18 protein-coding genes and 1 pseudogene are annotated in these 18,936 nt (G+C 65.5%); 4 read left to right on the forward strand and 15 right to left on the reverse strand.

Annotation, left to right across the window (positions count from 1 at the left end; genetic code table 11):
- Positions 1-462 carry an ArsR/SmtB family transcription factor gene (locus WDU93_RS07350; protein WP_337319101.1) on the reverse strand — a complete coding sequence of 154 codons (462 nt, stop codon included), beginning with the start codon at positions 460-462 and terminating at the stop codon, positions 1-3.
- A gap of 204 nt (positions 463-666) precedes the next feature.
- Between WDU93_RS07350 and WDU93_RS07355 the strand changes: the two are divergent.
- A pseudogene (locus WDU93_RS07355) lies at positions 667-894 on the forward strand (transposase); the annotation flags it as partial.
- Between the two features lie 7 nt (positions 895-901).
- Here WDU93_RS07355 and WDU93_RS07360 read toward each other — a convergent pair.
- Positions 902-1,321 carry an SH3 domain-containing protein gene (locus WDU93_RS07360; protein WP_337319103.1) on the reverse strand — a complete coding sequence of 140 codons (420 nt, stop codon included), beginning with the start codon at positions 1,319-1,321 and terminating at the stop codon, positions 902-904.
- 413 nt (positions 1,322-1,734) lie between these two features.
- Here WDU93_RS07360 and WDU93_RS07365 point away from each other — a divergent pair, with 413 nt between their 5' ends.
- On the forward strand, positions 1,735-3,300 hold the full coding sequence (locus WDU93_RS07365) for an SDR family oxidoreductase (protein WP_337319104.1): 1,566 nt from the start codon (positions 1,735-1,737) through the stop codon (positions 3,298-3,300).
- 343 nt (positions 3,301-3,643) lie between these two features.
- Here the strand turns inward: WDU93_RS07365 and WDU93_RS07370 are convergent, their stop codons facing one another.
- From WDU93_RS07370 to WDU93_RS07410, 9 genes are all read right to left on the reverse strand, one after another.
- Positions 3,644-5,335 (reverse strand): ABC1 kinase family protein, encoded by a 1,692-nt coding sequence (locus WDU93_RS07370; RefSeq protein ID WP_337319106.1) that lies wholly within the window; start codon positions 5,333-5,335, stop codon positions 3,644-3,646.
- Positions 5,336-5,375: 40 nt separating this feature from the next.
- Positions 5,376-5,945 carry a PadR family transcriptional regulator gene (locus tag WDU93_RS07375; protein ID WP_337319108.1) on the reverse strand — a complete coding sequence of 190 codons (570 nt, stop codon included), beginning with the start codon at positions 5,943-5,945 and terminating at the stop codon, positions 5,376-5,378.
- 199 nt (positions 5,946-6,144) lie between these two features.
- Positions 6,145-6,489, reverse strand: coding sequence for a HepT-like ribonuclease domain-containing protein (locus tag WDU93_RS07380; RefSeq protein WP_337319110.1), 345 nt, complete (start codon positions 6,487-6,489; stop codon positions 6,145-6,147).
- Positions 6,486-6,944 carry a nucleotidyltransferase domain-containing protein gene (locus WDU93_RS07385; RefSeq protein WP_337319112.1) on the reverse strand — a complete coding sequence of 153 codons (459 nt, stop codon included), beginning with the start codon at positions 6,942-6,944 and terminating at the stop codon, positions 6,486-6,488. The genes WDU93_RS07380 and WDU93_RS07385 overlap by 4 nt, the downstream gene beginning before the upstream one ends.
- A 198-nt stretch (positions 6,945-7,142) precedes the next feature.
- The gene (gene panB, locus WDU93_RS07390) at positions 7,143-8,006 is read right to left on the reverse strand and encodes a 3-methyl-2-oxobutanoate hydroxymethyltransferase (protein ID WP_337319114.1); all 864 of its coding nucleotides are present in this window, start codon (positions 8,004-8,006) and stop codon (positions 7,143-7,145) included.
- Positions 8,003-8,389, reverse strand: coding sequence for an aspartate 1-decarboxylase (gene panD, locus WDU93_RS07395; RefSeq protein WP_337319116.1), 387 nt, complete (start codon positions 8,387-8,389; stop codon positions 8,003-8,005). The genes panB and panD overlap by 4 nt, the downstream gene beginning before the upstream one ends.
- Entirely contained in the window at positions 8,389-9,240 is an 852-nt protein-coding gene (gene panC, locus WDU93_RS07400) for a pantoate--beta-alanine ligase (protein ID WP_337319118.1), read from the reverse strand. Before panC ends, panD begins: the two co-directional genes overlap by 1 nt.
- Complete coding sequence (locus WDU93_RS07405; protein ID WP_337319120.1) at positions 9,237-9,956, reverse strand: DUF2520 domain-containing protein; 720 nt, start codon at positions 9,954-9,956, stop codon at positions 9,237-9,239. Before WDU93_RS07405 ends, panC begins: the two co-directional genes overlap by 4 nt.
- Before the next feature lie 90 nt (positions 9,957-10,046).
- Positions 10,047-10,229 (reverse strand): hypothetical protein, encoded by a 183-nt coding sequence (locus WDU93_RS07410; RefSeq protein WP_337319124.1) that lies wholly within the window; start codon positions 10,227-10,229, stop codon positions 10,047-10,049.
- Here WDU93_RS07410 and WDU93_RS07415 point away from each other — a divergent pair.
- On the forward strand, positions 10,216-10,818 hold the full coding sequence (locus tag WDU93_RS07415) for an HNH endonuclease signature motif containing protein (RefSeq protein ID WP_337319127.1): 603 nt from the start codon (positions 10,216-10,218) through the stop codon (positions 10,816-10,818). The genes WDU93_RS07410 and WDU93_RS07415 overlap by 14 nt on opposite strands.
- Here the strand turns inward: WDU93_RS07415 and WDU93_RS07420 are convergent.
- The 4 genes from WDU93_RS07420 to WDU93_RS07435 form a co-directional block, all read right to left on the reverse strand.
- Positions 10,737-11,765 carry a restriction endonuclease gene (locus WDU93_RS07420; protein ID WP_337319129.1) on the reverse strand — a complete coding sequence of 343 codons (1,029 nt, stop codon included), beginning with the start codon at positions 11,763-11,765 and terminating at the stop codon, positions 10,737-10,739. The genes WDU93_RS07415 and WDU93_RS07420 overlap by 82 nt on opposite strands.
- The gene (locus WDU93_RS07425; protein ID WP_337319130.1) at positions 11,762-14,878 is read right to left on the reverse strand and encodes a type I restriction endonuclease subunit R; all 3,117 of its coding nucleotides are present in this window, start codon (positions 14,876-14,878) and stop codon (positions 11,762-11,764) included. The genes WDU93_RS07420 and WDU93_RS07425 overlap by 4 nt, the downstream gene beginning before the upstream one ends.
- A complete protein-coding gene (locus tag WDU93_RS07430) occupies positions 14,875-15,939 on the reverse strand; it encodes a restriction endonuclease subunit S (RefSeq protein WP_337319132.1) in 1,065 nt (354 codons plus the stop codon). The genes WDU93_RS07425 and WDU93_RS07430 overlap by 4 nt, the downstream gene beginning before the upstream one ends.
- Before the next feature lie 167 nt (positions 15,940-16,106).
- The gene (locus tag WDU93_RS07435) at positions 16,107-18,119 is read right to left on the reverse strand and encodes a type I restriction-modification system subunit M (protein WP_337319134.1); all 2,013 of its coding nucleotides are present in this window, start codon (positions 18,117-18,119) and stop codon (positions 16,107-16,109) included.
- A gap of 180 nt (positions 18,120-18,299) precedes the next feature.
- On the opposite strand from WDU93_RS07435, the gene WDU93_RS07440 reads away from it, so the two are divergent.
- Positions 18,300-18,936: hypothetical protein (locus tag WDU93_RS07440; protein ID WP_337319136.1), on the forward strand; the 637-nt coding region annotated here is incomplete at its 3' end.

Consider the following 18,936-nt stretch of genomic DNA (forward strand, 5'->3'; position numbering starts at 1 on the left):
TCAGTCTCCTTGATCGGTCGGTACGTTTTGCTCTTCGGTCCCTGAGCGAGGAGCGAAGCGACGAGACGAAGGGTCGTCCCCTTCGGTCCCTGAGCGAGGAGCGAAGCGACGAGACGAAGGGCGCCCGTCACCTTCGGCAAGCAGGTCGTCAAGTCGCGAGATCCGTGCCCGCCACATCTCTTCGTACTGGGCGAGCAGTGCCTTGGCGCGGGCGATCATGTCGGGGTTGGCGCGGACGAGCCGCTCGCGTCCCTCGGCGCGCTTGATGATGAGCTGAGCCTCTTCGAGCACGGCGACGTGCTTCTGCACCGCGGCGAACGACATGTCGTAGTCGCGGGCGAGGGTCGAGACCGACTGCTCGCGCTCGATCGTCCGCCGGACGATGTCACGCCGGGTCGACGCCGCGAGTGCGTGGAAGACACGGTCGATCTCCACTTCGGTCAGTTCTCGTTGTGCAACCATTTGGTTGTACATTACGACGCGATGGATGCCACGTCAAGAGCGACTTGTGTCGGGATCGCGTTGCGGTGACACAACCGGCCTTTGGGTGAACGTGCAGGTGTGGGATGAGAAAGGCAACATCTTCCGCCCTACGGCGACGGCGCTCTTCTGCGTGGGTAGCAGGGTTCCGCTGGCCTGGGCGATCCACGCTGATTCACCTAGGTGCTGATCCCCGACAAGCGTAACCAGGCCGCCGCCCGCAAGTGTCTCGGCAGCCGAGGAGGCCGCCCGCCTGCGCGCGATGCCGAGGCATACAAGGGAAGGAACGTCGTTGAACGGTTCTTCGCCCTCGCCAAGCAATGGCGCGGCATCGCCACCCGCTACGACAAGCTCGCGATCACATACCGCGCCGGCATCACCCTCTGCGCCATCCTCACCTGGCTACGCCTATGACGATCGGTCACGCAGCAGTAAGGACGCGGTGCGGGATCCATCCCTCACGGCCATCAGAGTTCCGACACCAGGACCAGCCGCTCTCGGCATCGTTCTCAATGACATCGACGCTCTCCCCCGTGACAGCTGGTAGCTCGGTCGTGTCGTATGCGACGCGAACGATCCCGACGGGGCCATCGATATCGAGGTGACGCCCAGGCACCCATCCCGTTCCCTGTGATGCTGTCACGAAGATGAAAGCGGGCCACTCCGTGTCCCAATCTCCAACCTGAACGACGTCCCCTGGCCTGATCGCCAACGGTGGGCGGTCTGGGATTTCGTGATCAGCAGTCAACACGTGTCGCACAGCATCGATTCTCTCATCAGCACAAGCCTTCGCCGCCCTTGGGAGACACGTCCTAGTTGGGATCAACCTCGCCAGCGGCACGGCCTTTGGTTCGGGCGAAGGCCTTCAGGTCACGATGCGGTGCGATCTGGTCGAGCTTCGGAGGGTAGATATCAGGACCGAGGAAGGCAAGGCGCTCTGGCGTCGGTGGGTAGCGATTATCGACCGAAATCTGCCGCTAAGTGAACGCATCCCCGGCACGCTCACAAGAAACGCCCCGGCTCTCCATGCCGCCGCAGACGACCGCCTCTCGGTGCTCGCGATGATCATAGAGGCCGGCCGTACATTTGCCGCGTCTGGAACGACGAAGCCAAAGCCGCGGCCACGGTCGAGGCTGCGGCCGGACGCCCTGAAGGACACTATCGCAGCAGGCGATCGCGAAACTCGGGTGACGCAGGGCCGGCATCCACATCTCGGCTCTTTCCCCATCTCCCCCGCATCCTTACCCTCGAAGGATGGGTGAACTCAGCGAACCGACCGGCCGCGAGCAGGCGCTGCGCGCGGTGCCCCTGCCGGATGGCGAGGCGCCGCGCGTGCTCGTGCTCGGCGCCACCGGATACATCGGCGGCCGCCTCACCCCGAGGCTGCTGAATGCCGGGTACCGGGTGCGGGTTCTCGCGCGGGATGCGGCGCGCGCGGCATCCTTCCCCTGGGGTGCGCAGATCGAGATCGTCGAGGGCTCCGCCGACGATGCCGAGGCCGTCGCGACCGCCATGCGCGACGTCGACGTCGTCTATTACCTCATCCATTCGATGGGCGCGGGGCGCGGGTTCGAGGATGCCGATGAGCGCGCCGCCGAAACCGTCGCGCGGGCGGCGGCGGATGCCGGAGTGCACCGCATCGTGTATCTCGGCGGTCTGCATCCCGAGGGCGTGAAGCTGTCTCCGCACCTGCGGTCGCGGGTGCAGGTAGGCGAGATCCTGCTGGCATCCGGTGTGCCCACGCTGGTGCTGCAGGCGGGTGTCGTGATCGGCTCCGGGTCGGCGTCGTTCGAGATGATCCGGCACCTCACAGAGGTGCTGCCGTACATGCCGGCGCCGAAGTGGGTGCGCAATCACATTCAGCCGATCGCTGTGCGTGACGTGCTCTGGTACCTGCTGGGCGCCGCCCGCGTGGATCCGGAGGTCAATCAGGCGGTCGACATCGGAGGCCCCGATGTGCTCCGCTACGGACAGATGATGAACGGCTACGCCCTCGAGGCGGGGCTGCCGCAGCGGGCCATCGCCGCGCTGCCGGTGCTGACGCCGGGCCTCGCCTCGCACTGGGTGAACCTCGTCACGCCCGTGCCGCGCTCGATCGCGCGGCCGCTGGTCGCGTCGCTGCAGAACGAGTGCGTGATGAAGAATCACGCGGTCGACGCGATCATTCCGCCGCCCGAGGGCGGACTCACCCCGTACCGGCGGGCGGTCGCGCTCGCGCTGGGAAAGGTGAACACGGATGCCGTGGAGACCAGCTGGCAGGATGCCGACGTCTTCGGCGCCCCCAGCGATCCCCTCCCCAGCGACCCCGACTGGGCGGGCCGCACGGTGTTCACCGACGAGCGGGAGGTGGTGACGGTGGCATCCGTCGACGAGCTCTGGCGGGTGATCACTGGCATCGGCGGGGCGAACGGGTGGTACTCGTCGCCGTTCCTGTGGGCGGTGCGCGGGTGGATGGACCGGCTCATGGGTGGCGTGGGCCTCCGCCGGGGACGGCGGAGCAAGAGCGGCGCGCGTGTGGGCGATGCGATCGACTTCTGGCGCGTGGAAGAGGTGGTGGCGCCGTCGGCGGAGCACGGCGGCGTGCTGCGGCTGCGCGCCGAGATGAAGGTGCCCGGCGCTGCCTGGCTGGAGTTGCGCGCCGAGCCGGATGCCACCGGCTCGCGCTACGGACAGCGGGCCGTGTTCTTCCCCCGCGGGCTCGCCGGCCGGCTGTACTGGCTGGCCGTGCTGCCGTTCCACGGGTTCATCTTCGCCGGCATGGCCGCGCGGATCACCGAGGCCGCGATCGCCGCGTCGGAGGAGTCGGAAGTTCTGGGCTAAGCCGGGGCCGTACCCCGCGCCCCGCGTACCACGCGCACCCCCGCACCCCACGCATCCCACGCACCCCGCGCATCCCGCGCACCCCGCGCACCCCGCGCGCGATTGTGCGCTTCACGCGGAGGCATCCGCCGAATCGCTCCGCGCGAAGCGCACATCTCCGCGGCAGGCGCCCACCTCAGCGGGAGCCGCACGCACTCAGGCTCCGAGGATGCCAGCATCCGCCCTTCCGACTCCCGCGCGGGATTGTGCACTTCGCGCGGAGGCATCTGCCGAATCACTCCGCGCGAAGCGCACTTCTCCGCGGGCAAGCGCGCGGCCCGCCTACCAGCATCCGGCCGCGCAGCTAACCCCGCCGCCCTATCCCACCAAACACGGCGTGCAAAAGCGGCAGCGCCGACACGCACATGAGCACGATGCCGAGCGGAGCGGCGAGCGGGAGCAACAGCACGCCGCCCACGAGAAGGCCAGCGAACAGCAGGGCCGACACGGCGCGGCGGCCGATACCGACCAGGGTGTCGAGACGTTTCTCGAGGCGAGAGGTGTCGATCGAGACGGTGCCCTCGTCGATGCCGGTCAGCAGCGCGTCGACACGTTGCGGCAGACCCCAGATGATGCCGGCGCTGGAGAGGGCCTGCGCGCCGAGGTCCTGCACGAGGTTGCCGCTCTGCTCGCGCAGCATCCGGTTGGCGTACGGCTCGACAGGTTCCCAAATGTTGAACGTCGGGTCGAGGGCACTGCACAGGCCGGAGGTGAGCGAGACGGCGCGCATGAGCAGCAGCATGTTCTCGGGGAACTGCACGGGCAGCCCGCGCACGGTGTCGCCGAACTCCATGCCGAAATCGCGCAGCTCGCGGGGGTCGACGTCGCGGAGTTCGTTGAAGCCCATGCCGCCGAACCGAGCGAACAGGGCGGTGAGGGCGCGTTCGAGATCGCGGGTGTCGGCGGACGGCAGCAGCACGCCGATCTGCTGTGCGGCGCGGACGAGTCCGCGGCTGTCGCGCCCGGCGACGGCGATGACGAGGGTGCGCAGGCCCGAGCGGATGCTGGCGGGCACCTCGGCCATCATGCCGAAGTCGATGAAGGTCAGCCGCCAGTCATCGGGACCGGCGCCGGGCGTGACGAAGATGTTGCCCGGATGCGGGTCGGCGTGCACGAACGAGTGCGTGAACACCTGGTCGAGCATGACTTCAGCGAACACCTGCGCCACTTGGGCGGGGTCGATGCCGGCATCCCGCAACGCGGCGGTGTCGTTGATCTTGATCGCGGTGACGTCTTCGAGGGTGAGCACGCGGCGGGTGGTGCGCTCCCAGACGATGGCGGGGGCGCTCACCCGCGGGTCGTCGGCGAACGACGTCGCGAAACGCTCGGCGTTGGCGGCCTCGTGCAGGTAGTCGATCTCTTCGCGGCAGGTGGCGGCGAACTCTTCGACGAGCGCAGGGGCGTCGACGCGCGAAGAGACGAGGCGGATGCGGCTCAGCCAGCCTCCGATGCGACGCAGGGCGGCGAGGTCGATGTCGACGATCTGATCGATACCGGGGCGCTGCACCTTGACGACGACACGGTCGAGTCCGGTATCGGCGGCGTCGCGCGGCGCGAGGGTGGCGCGGTGGGCCTGGCCGAGGGATGCCGCGGCGACGGGCACCGGGTCGAACGAGGTGTAGACGGCATCCAGGCTCGCACCGAGCTCGGCCTCGGCGACGACGCGAATCTCATCGAACGGCACGGCGGGCACTTCGTCTTGCAGGTCGGCGAGCTCGGCGGTGACTTCGGGCGGCAGCACGTCGAGGCGCGATGAGAGGAACTGCCCGACCTTGATCATGAGGCCGCCGAGGTCGACGGCCAGATCGCGAAAGCGGCGCGCGAGGCGCAGCATCCGTCGGTCGCGGGTGCGTTCGGTGACGTTTGTGAGCCCCACGCGGGGCAGCACCAGTTCGAACCACCAGGCCTGGATGAGCGCGCGGGCGGCGAAGGCGAGGATGCGGCGGTAGCGGGCGCGATGGATGCCGTCGGGGCGCGGGCTGTCGGGAGTGCTCATGCTGCTCCCTTCGTGCGCCGCGCCCGGCGCTGCGTCGGCATCAGCTCTCGGCGAGGATGGAGTAGAGCTTACGGCGGGCCTCTTCGAGAACGGTGACGGCGGACTGCACCTGTTCGGTGGTTCCGGTGCGTGCGACCTGGGCGACGACGGATGCCAGTTCGGCGCCGGCCTTCGGCAGGGCGGTGAGCGGCGAGGCGCTGCGCGAGGCGAAAGCCTCCCAGGGTGCGGGGGTCTCGCCGGCCTCGGAGATGGCATCCTCGCCGGCCGCGGTGAGCGAGTAGGTCTTGCGACCGTTCTGCTCTTCGGCGCTGATCAGGCCTTCATCGGCGAGCAGCTGCAGGGTGGGGTAGACCGAACCGGCGCTGGGCTTCCAGGCGCCGCCCGACCTCTCTGCGATGGCGTGCATGATCTGGTAGCCGTGCATGGGCTCTTCGGCGAGGAGGGCGAGGACGGCCGCGCGCACGTCGCCGCGGGCCATGCGAGTGGGGCCGCCGGTGCGCTGTTCGAAGCTCTGGCGCAGCTGGTCGAGGGCGTCCCAGATGGCGCCGCCCGGGTTGCCTGAGCCGCCGAAAGCGTTGCCGAATCCGCCGGTGGGGAACGATCCGTTCATGATGGCCTCCCTGGTCACTGATGCGTGAACGATAGTTAACGATATGTCGTTAACTGCGGATGCGAAAGGGGGAGCGCACGTTCGGAGCGAGTTGTCAGGAGTGCGCCCGCCACACACCGCCACCCGTTTGGGGCGCGTTCCTGCATTTGGGGCGCGGGAGAGCCGCCCCAAACGCACGGATGCGCCCCAAACCGAGGAGTCAGGGGGACGGACGCCGCGCCTCGGCCAGAAGCGCGTGGAGTTCGGGGAGGCTGACGGTGACCGTCTGCCACAACAGATCCGAGTCGATGCGGTCGTAGTGGTGCACGACGAAGTCTCGGGTTCGGGCTGCCGCCCGCCACGCCGGATGCCCGAAGCGCTGGGTGTCGACAGTGGTGAGCCGCTTCGCAAGGTCGCCGATCCGGTTGATCAGCGCCTCGAAAGCCAGGGGCAGCGCCGGATCGGTGTCGTAGGCATGGCGCCCGCGGGCGGCGAGCACCGACGCCTGCTCGAGCGACGCGTCGAGCTCATGGAGCCAGCGCGCAATGCGCGCGTCGTCCTTCACAGCGGTATCGCTTCGGCCAGGATGCTGTCGTCCTCCCCCTCGCGAAGCGCTCGACGTGACGCGACCGATACGGGCACGCCGAGAATCAGCTCGAGATCCAGCTCCAGCTGAGCAAGATCGAACAGTGAGGCATCCGCATCCGGGGTGACGAGCAAGTCGACGTCGCTCGTCGCGTTCGATTCCCCCCGAGCGACGGATCCGTAGACGTGCACATTGGAGAGGTGCGACGCCGCGGCCAGACGCTCAATGACCGGCCCCAGTTCGCGCAGCCGCGACAGAGTCACACCCGGCTGGGCTCCCGCCGAAAGGAGCTGCTGGTAGCGGTCGAACGAGAGCATGGCCGCTTCGGGCCTGCGGTGCGCGCCGATCACGACCGTCAGGTCGTCATTCACGCGAAAGTCGGCGAGCAACCGAGAGAGCCCTGCTCGCGCTTCTGCTACGGGGATGACATCCATGACACCTCCTTGTACAACTAACTGTACAAGGAGGACCGCACCCCCGCACTCCCCCCTTATGCGCCGCGTTTGGGGCGCGTTCCTGCGTTTGGGGCGCGGGTGAGCCGCCCCAAACGCACGGATGCGCCCCAAACCCGGCAAACCCGGCCGACCCGGCCGACCCGGCCGGACGGCCCGAAACCCGGCCAGGGGAAGAAATCAACCCGGGTTGATCTGGGAGAGGCGCTGCGCCTCGGCATCCGGCATCGCGTACTCGTGCTCGGGGGCCGGGTACTCGCGTTCGCGTACCTCGCGGGCGTATTCGGCGACGCCGGCGACCGAAGCCTCGCGCACGTTGGCGTACCGCTTGACGAAGCGAGCGGCGGGGCCGTCGTAGATGCCGAGCAGGTCGTGGAAGACAAGCACCTGGCCATCGGTGGCCGGCCCCGCGCCGATGCCGATGACGGGGATGCGCATGAGCGGCATGATCAGCTCGGTGACCTCGCGCGGCACGGCCTCGATGACGAGCATCGCGCATCCGGCATCCTGCAGCGCGAGCGCATCATCGCGCAGGGCAAGCGCGGTCTCGACGGTACGCCCCTGTGCGCGGTATCCACCGAGCGCGACCGCGGTCTGCGGGGTGAGGCCGACGTGCCCGACGACGGGGATGCCGGCTGCGACGAGCGCCCGCGCACGGTCGACCGACGTCCCGCCGCGTTCGATCTTGACGAGGTCGCAGCCGGCCTCTTTCACGAACCGCTGCGCGGTGATCACGGCCTGCTCGTCGGAGATCTCGTACGAGCCGAACGGGAGGTCGCCGACGAGCAAGGGGCGACCGAGTCCGCGGCGCACGGCCTTGGTGAGCGTGAGCATCTCGTCGACGGTGACGGGGACGGTGCTGTCGTACCCGAGCACCGTCATGGCGGCAGAGTCGCCGACGAGCACGATGTCGACGCCCGCAGCTTCTACGATCTGCGCGCTCGGATAGTCGTAGGCGGTGACCATGACGATCGGCTCACCGGCGTTCTTCTTCGTCGTGAGGTCGCCGAGGTTCAGGCGTCGCTGCACGCCCTGCGCGCTCATCGGGCATCCACCAGTTCGGCCACGGCGGCGTCGACCTGGATGATCACGTTGGTGCGGTCGGTGTGCACGACGCGCGGCTCGTAGGTGACGAGGTCTTCCGGGGAGTAATCAGCGTAGGAGATGACGATGACGGTATCGCCGGCGTGGACAAGACGGGCGGCCGCGCCGTTGACCTGGATCGTGCCCGATCCGCGTATGCCCGCGATGGTATATGTCTCAAAGCGGGAGCCGTTGTTCACGTCGACGACGTGCACCTGCTCGTGTTCGAGGATGTCGGCGGCGTCGAGCAGGTCGGGGTCGATGGTGATCGACCCGACGTAGTTGAGATCGCTACCGGTGATGGTGGCGCGGTGGATCTTCGACTTCAGCATGGTGCGGCGCATCAGGAGTCGCCTTTCAGAAAGTGGTTGTCGATGAGGCGGGCGGCGCCCACACGGGCGGCGACGGCGAGCAGGGTGTCGTGGGTGGTGTCGGTGACGGATGCCAGAGTTTCGGCATCCCGGAGCTCGAGGTATTCGGGGGTGATACCGGCCTCGCGGAGCACGGTGGCCGCCGCGTCGATGAGCCGCGTCGCGTCGCGCTCACCGCTGTCGTGGAGGGCCTGCGCGGTGTCGAGGGCGCGATTGAGGGCGGTCGCCTGCTGGCGGGCATCCGCGTCGAGGTAGACGTTGCGTGAGCTCATGGCGAGCCCGTCGGGTTCGCGCACGATGGGCACGCCCTCGATGCGGACGGGCAGGTTGAGGTCGCGGGTGACGCAGCGGACGACGAGGAGCTGCTGGGCATCCTTCTCGCCGAAGTAGGCGACGTCGGGGGTGACAATGGTGAAGAGTTTGGTGACGACGGTCGCGACGCCGTCGAAGTGGTGCGGGCCGCGGGCGGCGCCGTCGAGCACGTCGGTGAGGCCTGCGACGTGGATGCTGGTGGCGAAGCCGTCGGGGTAGATCTCATCGGGGGTGGGGGCGAAGAGGATGTCTACGCCCTCTCGTTCTGCCTGGCTGGCGTCGCTGGCCCCGTCGCGGGGGTACTTGCTGAGGTCTTCGTTCGCGCCGAACTGGGTGGGGTTGACGAAGAGCGAGACGACGACGAGATCGGTGTCTGCGCGGGCCGCGCGCATGAGGGTGAGGTGGCCCTCGTGGAAGGCGCCCATGGTCGGCACGAGGCCGACGGTCTTGTTCTCTTGTTTGGCGACGGCGATGGCGGTGCGGACCTCGGCGACGGTGCGCAGGATTCTCATGCGCGGTCCTTCAGGGCTCGGGTCGCCGCGGCGAGGGCGTCGAAGAGGTCTGTGTTCTCGGTCGCCGTTCGTTGCTTCGCCACGGTGGCGTCGTCGCCGCGGGCGATGGGGCCGGTGAGGGCCTGCTGCGCGCCCTGCCGCTGCCAGTTGTCGACACTCTGGCGCACGAGCGGGGCGAGGATATCGCGGGAGTTGCTGATGCCGGCCTGGGTGGCGAGCTGCTCGGCGGTGTCGAGGACGGCGAGCACGAAATTTGAGGCGAAGGATGCCGCCGCGTGGTACGTGGCGCGGTCACGGACCTCGAACGGGATCATGCCGAGGGCGTCGGCAAGGTGCCGTGCTGTGTTCTTGTCGTCGTCGGTGCGTCCGTCGATGGCGGCGCCGATGCCGCGGAAGACTGCGGGCGGCTCGGCGCCGGTGAAGGTCTGCAGCGGATGGATGCTGAAGTCCACGCTCGCGAGGTCGGTGGCGCCGGAGACATGGGCGATCTGCGTGGCGTGCGGGCGGGCTCGCTTGGCTGCGTCCGGGATCGCGGCGTCTGGGACGGTGAGGATCGCGATGTCGACGTGGGGGATCTCGTCAGCACGGGCGAGTGGGCCGTGCACGGTGAAGCTGGCTTCGCGGAGGGCGCGGGAAAGCACGCGGCCGAGACGACCGGGGCCGATGACGGCGAGGGTCGTAACGGGAGGTTCGGGCGATCCGGACGGTGCGCTCATGCTGGGATGAGTATCCGCCTGTGCAGCTCGCGCCAGCAAATCGCGGATCATTTCGCGCAGTTTGCCAACGATGGGTTGAGGCGATTTGATTCACAGAACCTGCACTTGATGGGCATTCTGATCCGGCGCACTCCACCAGCCATAATTGGCCGAGGGGGCAATTGAGATGGCCGAAGAGTCGACGTCGCGGGTCGGGTCATTCGCAATGCCGAAGCCGGTTCGCATCACCGCGCGTAGCTCGAGCATCACGAACTCCTTCGTGAACGGAATCATTCCCGTCGTCTACCCCACCACCGAGGAGGTACGCGAGGCCTTGGCGACTCTCGGGATGCTCGATCACGTTGTGTGCGCGTATTGCGGCGACCCCAGCACGGAGTGGGATCACCTGCGGCCACTAGTCGAGAACCAACGACCGACCGGCTATATCTCCGAGATCCACAACCTGGTCCCCGCCTGTGGAAAGTGCAACCAGAGCAAGGGAAACCGACACTGGAAGTCCTGGATGCGCAGCAACGCTCGCCTGTCTCCGGCGACCCGTGGCGTTGCGGACATCGAGGATCGAATTGCACGGCTTGAGGAGTATGAGCGTCAGAACAGGCCGACACGAATCGACTTCGGTGACGCCGCGGGCGCTGAATTGTGGGCGCGCCATTGGGAACATCACCTGCGCATCCTCGCCCTGATGCGCGAAGCAGACGCCGACGCGCAAGAGATCAAGGCACGAGTGCGCGCCGCGTACGATGGCCAGCCGTCGAACGACTCAGCAGCCACGCCCCATCCTTACGAGTCGGCCGAATCAGCAACCACCAGAACGCGGGTAAGCGGCATCAACGATCGCAAGCTCTCCGGCAGCTCCGAGTAGTGATCGAGCACCAGCGAAACCACGTCTTCGCCAGAGAGCAACCGCAGTCCGGGGCGCTGGCGCTCGATCATTCGAGCGTCCTTCGAGTAACTGCCGAGCGTCACGAAGAGCCCGAGCTCGCTCTGCCCGAGGGTACCCGCCAGCTGCTGCACCTCTGGAGCCGAGATCGTGCCGGTGTGGTGCTTACACTGCACCTTGATCTGAGGCGGTTCCACGCCCAGCGGGTCACGGTGGGCGATGACGTCCACTCCGCCGTCCTGTGAATACTGCGTCACCCGCGCTTGGTAACCGAGCACGCGCAGAACCTCAGCCGTGAACTCTTCGAACTCTTGGTGGCTGAGCTTCTTGTGGAGGGCGTCGAGCACGAAGTCGCGAGTCTGGCGGACAATCCGCGACGCGCGTGGCTCGTCGACGCTGCTGTCCTCGCCCTCGTCCTGCACCGAAACCTCGTCGACCTTGCGACTCAAGTCATCGACGCTCGTGGCGTCATCGTTCAGCGCTGCCAGGAACTCGTTCACGTGCTTGCGAACCCGGAACACGGTGAGCACCGAACCGATCTCGTAGAGCGCGGATTGCGAGAAGACGGTACGGGGAAGGTCTGTCTTCTTCCAGTCGACGCGTCGGCGGCTGCGATGAGTGCCGGCGGTCGCGTCGTAGTAGTACTCGCTCGCGATGATCCCCAGGTTGATAGTCGACGTCGGCTTGAATGGCGCGACAACCACGTCACCCACCTGCATCTCGTCACGAAAGCGCACCAGCACGCCGGCTTGGCCAGCAATCGATCGCGGCTTGGCATCCGGTTCTTGCACCTGAAGCGCGTGCTTAATACCTTCCCGGCCTCCCGAGATGGCACCAAGATCGCCGAGCTCATCCCATCCGATGCTGATGAAGCCGTCGTCGACAAGCTCTGTGGTCAATGAGTCGTTGTGCACGCCCCACATGTTCATGGCTTCACACTCCCCTTCCCGCTGGCGCCCTTCAGGTACTCATAGAGCATCGCCGGGAGCGCGCGGCTCAACTCCGCGAAGAGACCGTCGTCGCCCAGCAGGTCATCGACGAGCAACGGCGTTTCCTCGCGCACCTCGATCACGGCTTTCGCGAACGCCTTCGGCAGGGCCGGCGATTCCGAGAACTGCTGAGGAGTGTTCACCTCCGCTTGCCGCGCCAGGTCATGGTCGACGGCGAGTTTCCCGACGATGTGGTTGACGGTGAGGTCAACAGCACCCACACCGTACTTGTCGCCAAAACGCTCGTTGAGTTTGCCGATGATTTCCTCGAGCGCACTGCGATGCTTCTCGTGGATCGCCCCGGAGCCGATAGCGGTGATCGGGGAGAGTCCTGGCCCCTGTTCGAGGTTCAGCTTCACGGCTTCGCCCGGCGTGATGCTGTACTCAGCGAGCCGCACCTGAGAAATGTCGACAGGTGCGTCGTAAGTCGCCGTCGACAACTGGGGCAGGATGCGCCGCACGAAGTAGTGGCGGCGAGGCAGGTCGGTGTCTTCGAGGTTTCGGATCTGCGAGAGGAAGTCGTAGAGCTTCACGTACTGTCCGGCATCGGCCTTGAACAGCTTCAGTTCATCCTGCTCGGTCTTGTCGGCGTCGGTCACCGCGTTGAACCATCGCTTCGCGAACCGATCCACAGCGGGCGCAGTGGCCGCGCTCACCGCACTATTCGCATTCAGCCCACCCGCCAGGGCGGCGTCGAAGGCCTGCTCAACCTCGGCCATCGTGTAAATGCCTGCACTGTCGAGCTTCGCGACGAGATCGTAGATGAGGTTCGGATCCGTGGTCGCCGTCAGCGTCGCCTTGCGATAGTAGGCCTTGAACGCGTCAAGAACGTCGAGGGGCTCGTTCACGAAATCGAGCACGAAGGTGCTGTCCTTGCCCGGGTAGGTGCGGTTGAGGCGTGACAGCGTCTGCACCGCTTGCACCCCACCCAGCTTCCGGTCGACGTACATCGCGACCAGCCGCGGCTGATCGAAACCGGTCTGGAACTTCTCCGCGACGATCATCACGTTGTACGTCGACTGCTTGAACGCCTCCGCCAGATCTGAGGTCCACAGCCCCGGGTTCTGGGTCTTCTCGGTCAGCCCCTCACCGACATCCTCAGGGTCCTCGACGGTCCCAGAGAAAGCGACGAGCGCCTTGACGCCCGAAATCCGCGCATCCGAAAGGTACGCGTCGAGGTACTTCTTCCACCTCACGGCTTCTTTGCGTGAGCCCGTGACCACCATCGCCTTCGCCTTGCCGCCGAGTAATGGCTGCGCGAAGGTGCGGAAGTGATCGACGACGATCTTTGCCTTCTGGCTGATGTTGGTTGGATGCAGCCGCACGTACTGCACCAGCGCTTTCACCGCGGTGGATTCATCTACCTCGCCCGGGCCGTCGTAGTCGGCGCCAGGATGCTGCAACTGCCACGCAACCTTGTATGGCGTGTAGTTCTGCAGCACGTCGAGAATGAAGCCCTCTTCGATCGCCTGCTGCATGGAGTACAGGTCGAAAGGTTCGGGAGTCTCAGCACCCTCGGGGATACGACCAAACAGCTCCAGCGTCTTCGCCTTGGGGGTCGCCGTAAACGCGAAGTACGAGATGTTCGACGCGTTCGCGGTCACTTCCATCGCCCACTGCAGGTACGCTTCCGAACCGATCGGCGCGCCCTCGGCGACGGCGGCCTGCTCCTGCGGTGACAGCACCGTGGAAAGCGCACCTGCGGTTGAGCCGGTCTGCGAGGAGTGCGCCTCATCGGCGATGACGGCGAACCGTCGCCCCTGCAGTTCGGGCTTCGACTGAATGGTGGTGATCAGCGCCTCGAAGGTCTGGATCGTCACGATGACGATCTGCTTGCCCGCGATGAGGGCGGCCGCGAGTTCAGCGGACTTCGACTCCCCGCCCTCGCGGGTGATGGACTGCACGACCCCGGAGTGTTTCTCAAACTGCCCGATGGCGTCTTGTAGCTGCTTGTCGAGCACCGTGCGGTCGGTGACGACGACGACCGTGTCGAACACTTTCTCGTTGTTTGCGTCGTGCAGCCCAGAGAGCCTATGCGCGAGCCATGCGATCGAGTTCGTCTTGCCGGAGCCGGCCGAATGCTGGATGAGATACCGATTGCCGGCGCCCTCGACGCGTGCGGCATCGACAAGCCGGTTCACCGCACGCCACTGGTGATAGCGGGGGAAGAGCACCTTTTCGATGCGGGTCTTCCTACCGGTGTCCGGATCGATTTCGGTCTCGACCTGCAGGTGGACGAATGAGCCGAAGATCTGCAGCCACGTGTCGCGCTGCAGGATCTCTTCCCAGAAGTACGACGATGCCGAGCCGGCGGGGTTGGGCGGGTTTCCGGCGCCCTCGTCGTCGCCGCGGTTGAAGGGGAGGAAGCGGGTTCCCGCGCCGGCGAGCTTGGTCGTCATGCGCACTTCGGAGTTCGAAACGACAAAATGCACGAGAGACCGTTTCGCGAACGCGAACAACGGCTCGCCGGCGGGATTGCGGTCAAAGCGGTACTGGTTCACGGCGTTGCTGATCGGCTGCGTGAAGTCGGTCTTCAGCTCAACGGTGGCGACTGGGATGCCATTGACGAACAGCACGAGATCGAGCGCCTTGTTCGGGTTCTTGGTCGAGTAGTGCACCTGGCGCATCACTCGGACCCGCATCTTCGCGTAGTCAGCGAGCGTGTCGGGGTTATTTGCCGTTGCGGGACGGAACTGTGCCATCTTGAACTTCACCGCGCCACCGTGGAGCGGCACGATCGAGAAGCCCTCATGAAGGATGCGGATGGTTCCGCCGTTCTTCAGCGGGTCGTTGTCGAGGGTCTTCGCCAGGCGGGTCAGGATGCTGCGGGCCGCCGCGTCGCGTTGCGCCGGGGTGTCGCCGGGGCGCACGACCTTTGCGAACTCAGTTGGCTGCGTGTCGGCGAGCCAGCCGAGCACGTCGTCGGGGAACAGCGCGAGCTCGCGGTCGTAGCCTGCGTCGTTCGGCGAGTAGAGCCAGCCGTTTGCGGCCAGGTGCTCCGCGATCTCATTCTCCAGCACCGATTCCAAGTGTGCGCCTGTGATTCCGGTCATGATGCCTCCCCCACGTCGATCTTGCCGGTCACCGCCGCCGAGATGAGGGCGGCGCGGCGCTCGCGAGCAAGCGCGATGCTTCGTTGCGCCACCATGAGCGCCTTCTCAATTCGCTCGGTGGAAGTTACTACCGCCTGTAGTTCAGCGGACTGCAGCGTGCCGCTCGGAACGCTTACAAGGATTGCCCCGAGATCCGCCACACTGATTCGGGGCGTCCGCACCGCGCCAGAGTCCGTTCCTCCGATCCCTCGAAGGCGCATTGCTATCTCGCCGACAAATCTCGGCGTTCGCATGACTAGCGCAAGCCAGGCGGGGTCAACGCCGTCCGCCGGCCGGAGGACAGCGTAGTCAGGGCTCACCAGCCCCTCGCAAGGGGCGACACCGAGGCCGCCCTGAAACGCGCGCATCCTGTTGAGAACGAGGTCCCCCAACTTGGCGACCTTATAGTGCGACAGATCACTGGAGTCATTCGCGGACTCATGATCTTCCTCACGCGGAACAACCCCGTGGTGGATGGAGACTGAGAGCAAGGGAAGCTTCTCCCAGCTACTTCCGGCCCGCACATCGATCTCACGGAGTCGAGTCTTAAGGCGTGCGCCTCCGCCGACGTGATGCTCAACCTCTGACTGCGCAGCGGCAGCGCGACGCTCGGTGAGGAGGGCGATGAGTTCCTCGTTTTTCGCGATGAACGCGTCGATCTGCGCCGTCTCCCGATCCAGATAGTCCGCGATCGCCCGCTGCTCGTCGAGCGACGGTTGCGGTAGCGGAATCTGCGAGAACTGCGGATACCTAATCGACTGGCCGTCTCGCAACTGATCGGTCGTGGTCTGGAGAGCCTGGACGTAGAGGGCGCTCTTGAACACATAGCAGAAGAATCGAGAATCGATCGCAGCTTTGGGTTGCAGTACCGTGTAGGCCGCGCTCACCTTGCCTGTGATCCCCGCGTACTCAAGCCCTCCCTGAAAGCTACGAAGGTGGCTCACGAAGTCGCCCGCCTCGACATGCCTCATGTTGTCGGCGCCCGTGAGGTTCAGGACCACCTTGTTCCCCGTGATCTGCATGTACTCCTCTTGGGGAAGCACACCGTACCTCTGCGAAGGCGTTAGATGTACATCGGCGGCTGTGCTCTTCGCCTTTCGCTCCCCAAACAGCGCTCGGGCCGGCACAGTTTCCCATTCGACAGGCAGCGATCCGAGCCAGGGCACGCCTGAGTCGCGAAACTCTCGGTTCACCGCTCGACCTCGAAAAGCATCGCCCGCAGCTCGCCCATGACGGCGTCGAGGTCCCGATCAATCTGTTCCAGCGGCCGCGGCGGCACGTACTGGTAGAAGTGGCGGGTGAAGGGGATCTCAGCGCCCTCCTTGGTCTTGGCGGAGTCGATCCAGGCATCCGGCGCGTACGGCAGCACCTCCCGGCGCACGTAGTCGTCGACATCTTCGTCCCACGGCACGTTCTCGGTATCGCGAAGTGAGGCATCCGGCTCGACCTTCCCCTTCGCGTCAAGACACACGTCGGCGGTCTCGTCCTGTTCGGCGAGCTCCGTGGTGACGGCCTTCAGCAGCGGCGCGGCGAGGGTGAGGTTTTCGGCCTTCGCGGCATCCTTCAGCGCCTTGTGGAACTCGGCGCGGTTCTTCCACATCGGGGGCGCTTCGTCTCCTTGTGCTCGCTCACCGACCTGTGGGGTTGCGAGGCGGCCGAGCACGCGGCGCAGCGCCATAGCATCCGCGTCGCTCAGCTTCTGCACCGTCTTCGCGGCGAACACCGCGTCGATACGCTCGGGCGTCACCTGCCAGTTGCGCTTTAGCGGACGGTCGACGGTGATGGTGCGATAGAGGAAGTCTTCATTGCGGAAGATCTTCGAGTGCTCGCCGTCCTCGAATTCGGCATAGAGCCCAACGATTGTCTCGATGTCCTTCGCAGAGAGTTCGTTTCGCTTGGAACCGAGGCCCTTACGGAGCTTGGTGAACATTTCCCGACCGTCAATCAACTGCACGCGACCCTTGCGTTCCGCGGGCTTGCGGTTGCTCAGCACCCAGACGTAGGTGGAGATGCCCGTGTTGTAGAACATGTCCTTCGGGAGACCGATGATCGCCTCGACGAGGTCGTTGTCGAGCAACCACTTGCGGATGTTCGACTCGCCTCCGCCAGCGCCACCGGAAAATAGCGGCGAGCCGTTCAGGACGATCGCGACTCGTGATCCGCCGTCCTCCTTCTTACGCATCTTCGAGACGAGGTGCAGCAGAAACAGCATCGCGCCATCGCTGACCGCGGGCGTGCCGGGGCCGAAACGTCCGTTGAAGCCGAGTTTCGCGTGCTCTTCGTCGACGTAGGCGCGCTGGTCCTTCCAGTCAACACCAAACGGTGGGTTCGAGAGGGCGTAGTCGAACTTCTTGTCGTCGAAGGCGTCTTCCGTGAGTGTGTCACCGAGGGCGATGTTGTCGACGTCCTGACCTTTGATGACCATGTCGGCCTTGCAGATCGCGTAGGAGTAGTCGTTGTAGTCCTGGCCATAGAGGCTCAGCTCGATGCCGGGATTCATCGCGTGCAGGTACTCATCGGCGACCGAGAGCATGCCGCCGGTGCCGGCAGTCGGGTCGTAGATGGAGCGGACGACGCCCTTCTTCGACAGCGCGTCGTCGTCGAGCGCGAAGATCAGCTGCACCATGAGCGCGATGACCTCGCGTGGCGTGTAGTGATCGCCCGCGGTCTCGTTAGAACGCTCGTTTGCCCACCGGATGAGCTCTTCGAAGATGAGTCCCATCTGGATGTTGCTCACGACATTCGGGTGGAAGTCGGCCTGCGCGAACTTCTCCGTCACCGAGTAGAGCTTGTTCTTCTCGGCCAGCTTGTTGAGCGTCTTATCGAACTCGAAGCGCTCGAAGATGTCTCGCACATTCTCTGAGAACCCAGCAAGGTAAGCCGAGAGGTTCGCTCGAAGATCCTGCGGGTCGGCGACGAGCTTCGCAAAGTCGAACGGGCTCGTGTTGTAGAACTCACGACCGGATGCTTCGGTGAGGCGCAGGTGCCGCAGCATGTCGGGCATCGACCCGGTTGCCTTCGCAACGTTGAGTACCGTCGGCTTCGTCTCCGCGAGCACGGCGTCCAGCCGCCGCAAGACTGTGAAGGGGAGGACGACCGATCCATACTCAGCGGGCTTGAACGGGCCCCGCAAGGACTCCGCGATGTTCCAGATGAAGTTGACGTGGTTCACGGAGCTGAGTACCTTCTGTTCGCGTTTCATTCCGGGCACGCCGCGCCCCGGCACACCTTCATCTATCTAAGCTCACGGTTTGATCCGACGGGTGGCGCACGCACGCAGCTGCCGGCTGCGGACAAGGCCCGAGCTCTGGCGAAGAAGGTCGTGACTGGCGGGGACTTGAGTGGCCCGCTATCGTGTTCGCACATCGCAATCTCTGGGGGGATGATGGCGTCATCGCACAGCTCACCGAATGTGCCGAAATCTGGCTCATCGTTCGACGAGACCAAGGCCTATCTTGATCACCTACGCAAGACAAAGCAGCGTGTAACAGTCCGTGAGCTAATCGGCTACTGGGGCTACCGCGGGCGGGGGCCGAGCATGGTGGGGATCATCTCAGCTGATCTGGCCAGTATGAAACTTGAAGTCGATCCTCCTTTCGATGTCGGGACTCTCGATATGCCGGTGAGCATTCGCCTAGCAAACCCGCGTCCCGGAAGATCCGATCCAGCTGACCACCTGCTGACGCTGGCGCGCATCCCGGCGGCCGCATTCGCGCTTGCAGACGCTGAAGCAGTCGATCTTCCAGGCGTCGTCATGCCGCAAACATCGATTGATGGCGCCACAACGATGATGCTTCGCTACGACTACTCACAGTTGCTCGTGGTCGACAATCTCCAAGACCGAAGCCTGATCGGGGTGGTCAGTTGGAAGTCCTACGCTGCTGCGAAGCTCCGCAACGAGGACCCTTCCGTTGTCGCCGACATCATGCAGCCCGTGACAGGCGTGGACCTGCACTCCGACCTCTTTTCGAACATCGGACCCGTGGTTCGCTACGACTTCGTGGCCGTGACATACCAGG

Origin of the sequence: Microbacterium istanbulense, assembly GCF_037204145.1 — a bacterium.
GTDB lineage: Bacteria > Actinomycetota > Actinomycetes > Actinomycetales > Microbacteriaceae > Microbacterium > Microbacterium istanbulense.

Excerpts from the sequence above, each read along its gene's own strand:
- WDU93_RS07405 (WP_337319120.1), bottom strand. The coding sequence starts at position 9,956 with ATGAGCGCACCGTCCGGATCGCCCGAACCTCCCGTTACGACCCTCGCC.
- WDU93_RS07435 (WP_337319134.1), bottom strand. The coding sequence starts at position 18,119 with ATGAAACGCGAACAGAAGGTACTCAGCTCCGTGAACCACGTCAACTTC.
- WDU93_RS07410 (WP_337319124.1), bottom strand. The coding sequence starts at position 10,229 with ATGATTCCGTTCACGAAGGAGTTCGTGATGCTCGAGCTACGCGCGGTG.
- panD (WP_337319116.1), bottom strand. The coding sequence starts at position 8,389 with ATGCGCCGCACCATGCTGAAGTCGAAGATCCACCGCGCCACCATCACC.
- WDU93_RS07430 (WP_337319132.1), bottom strand. The coding sequence starts at position 15,939 with ATGCAGATCACGGGGAACAAGGTGGTCCTGAACCTCACGGGCGCCGAC.
- panC (WP_337319118.1), bottom strand. The coding sequence starts at position 9,240 with ATGAGAATCCTGCGCACCGTCGCCGAGGTCCGCACCGCCATCGCCGTC.
- WDU93_RS07375 (WP_337319108.1), bottom strand. The coding sequence starts at position 5,945 with ATGAACGGATCGTTCCCCACCGGCGGATTCGGCAACGCTTTCGGCGGC.
- WDU93_RS07385 (WP_337319112.1), bottom strand. The coding sequence starts at position 6,944 with ATGGATGTCATCCCCGTAGCAGAAGCGCGAGCAGGGCTCTCTCGGTTG.
- WDU93_RS07365 (WP_337319104.1), top strand. The coding sequence starts at position 1,735 with ATGGGTGAACTCAGCGAACCGACCGGCCGCGAGCAGGCGCTGCGCGCG.
- panB (WP_337319114.1), bottom strand. The coding sequence starts at position 8,006 with ATGAGCGCGCAGGGCGTGCAGCGACGCCTGAACCTCGGCGACCTCACG.
- WDU93_RS07370 (WP_337319106.1), bottom strand. The coding sequence starts at position 5,335 with ATGAGCACTCCCGACAGCCCGCGCCCCGACGGCATCCATCGCGCCCGC.
- WDU93_RS07425 (WP_337319130.1), bottom strand. The coding sequence starts at position 14,878 with ATGACCGGAATCACAGGCGCACACTTGGAATCGGTGCTGGAGAATGAG.
- WDU93_RS07420 (WP_337319129.1), bottom strand. The coding sequence starts at position 11,765 with ATGAACATGTGGGGCGTGCACAACGACTCATTGACCACAGAGCTTGTC.
- WDU93_RS07350 (WP_337319101.1), bottom strand. The coding sequence starts at position 462 with ATGGTTGCACAACGAGAACTGACCGAAGTGGAGATCGACCGTGTCTTC.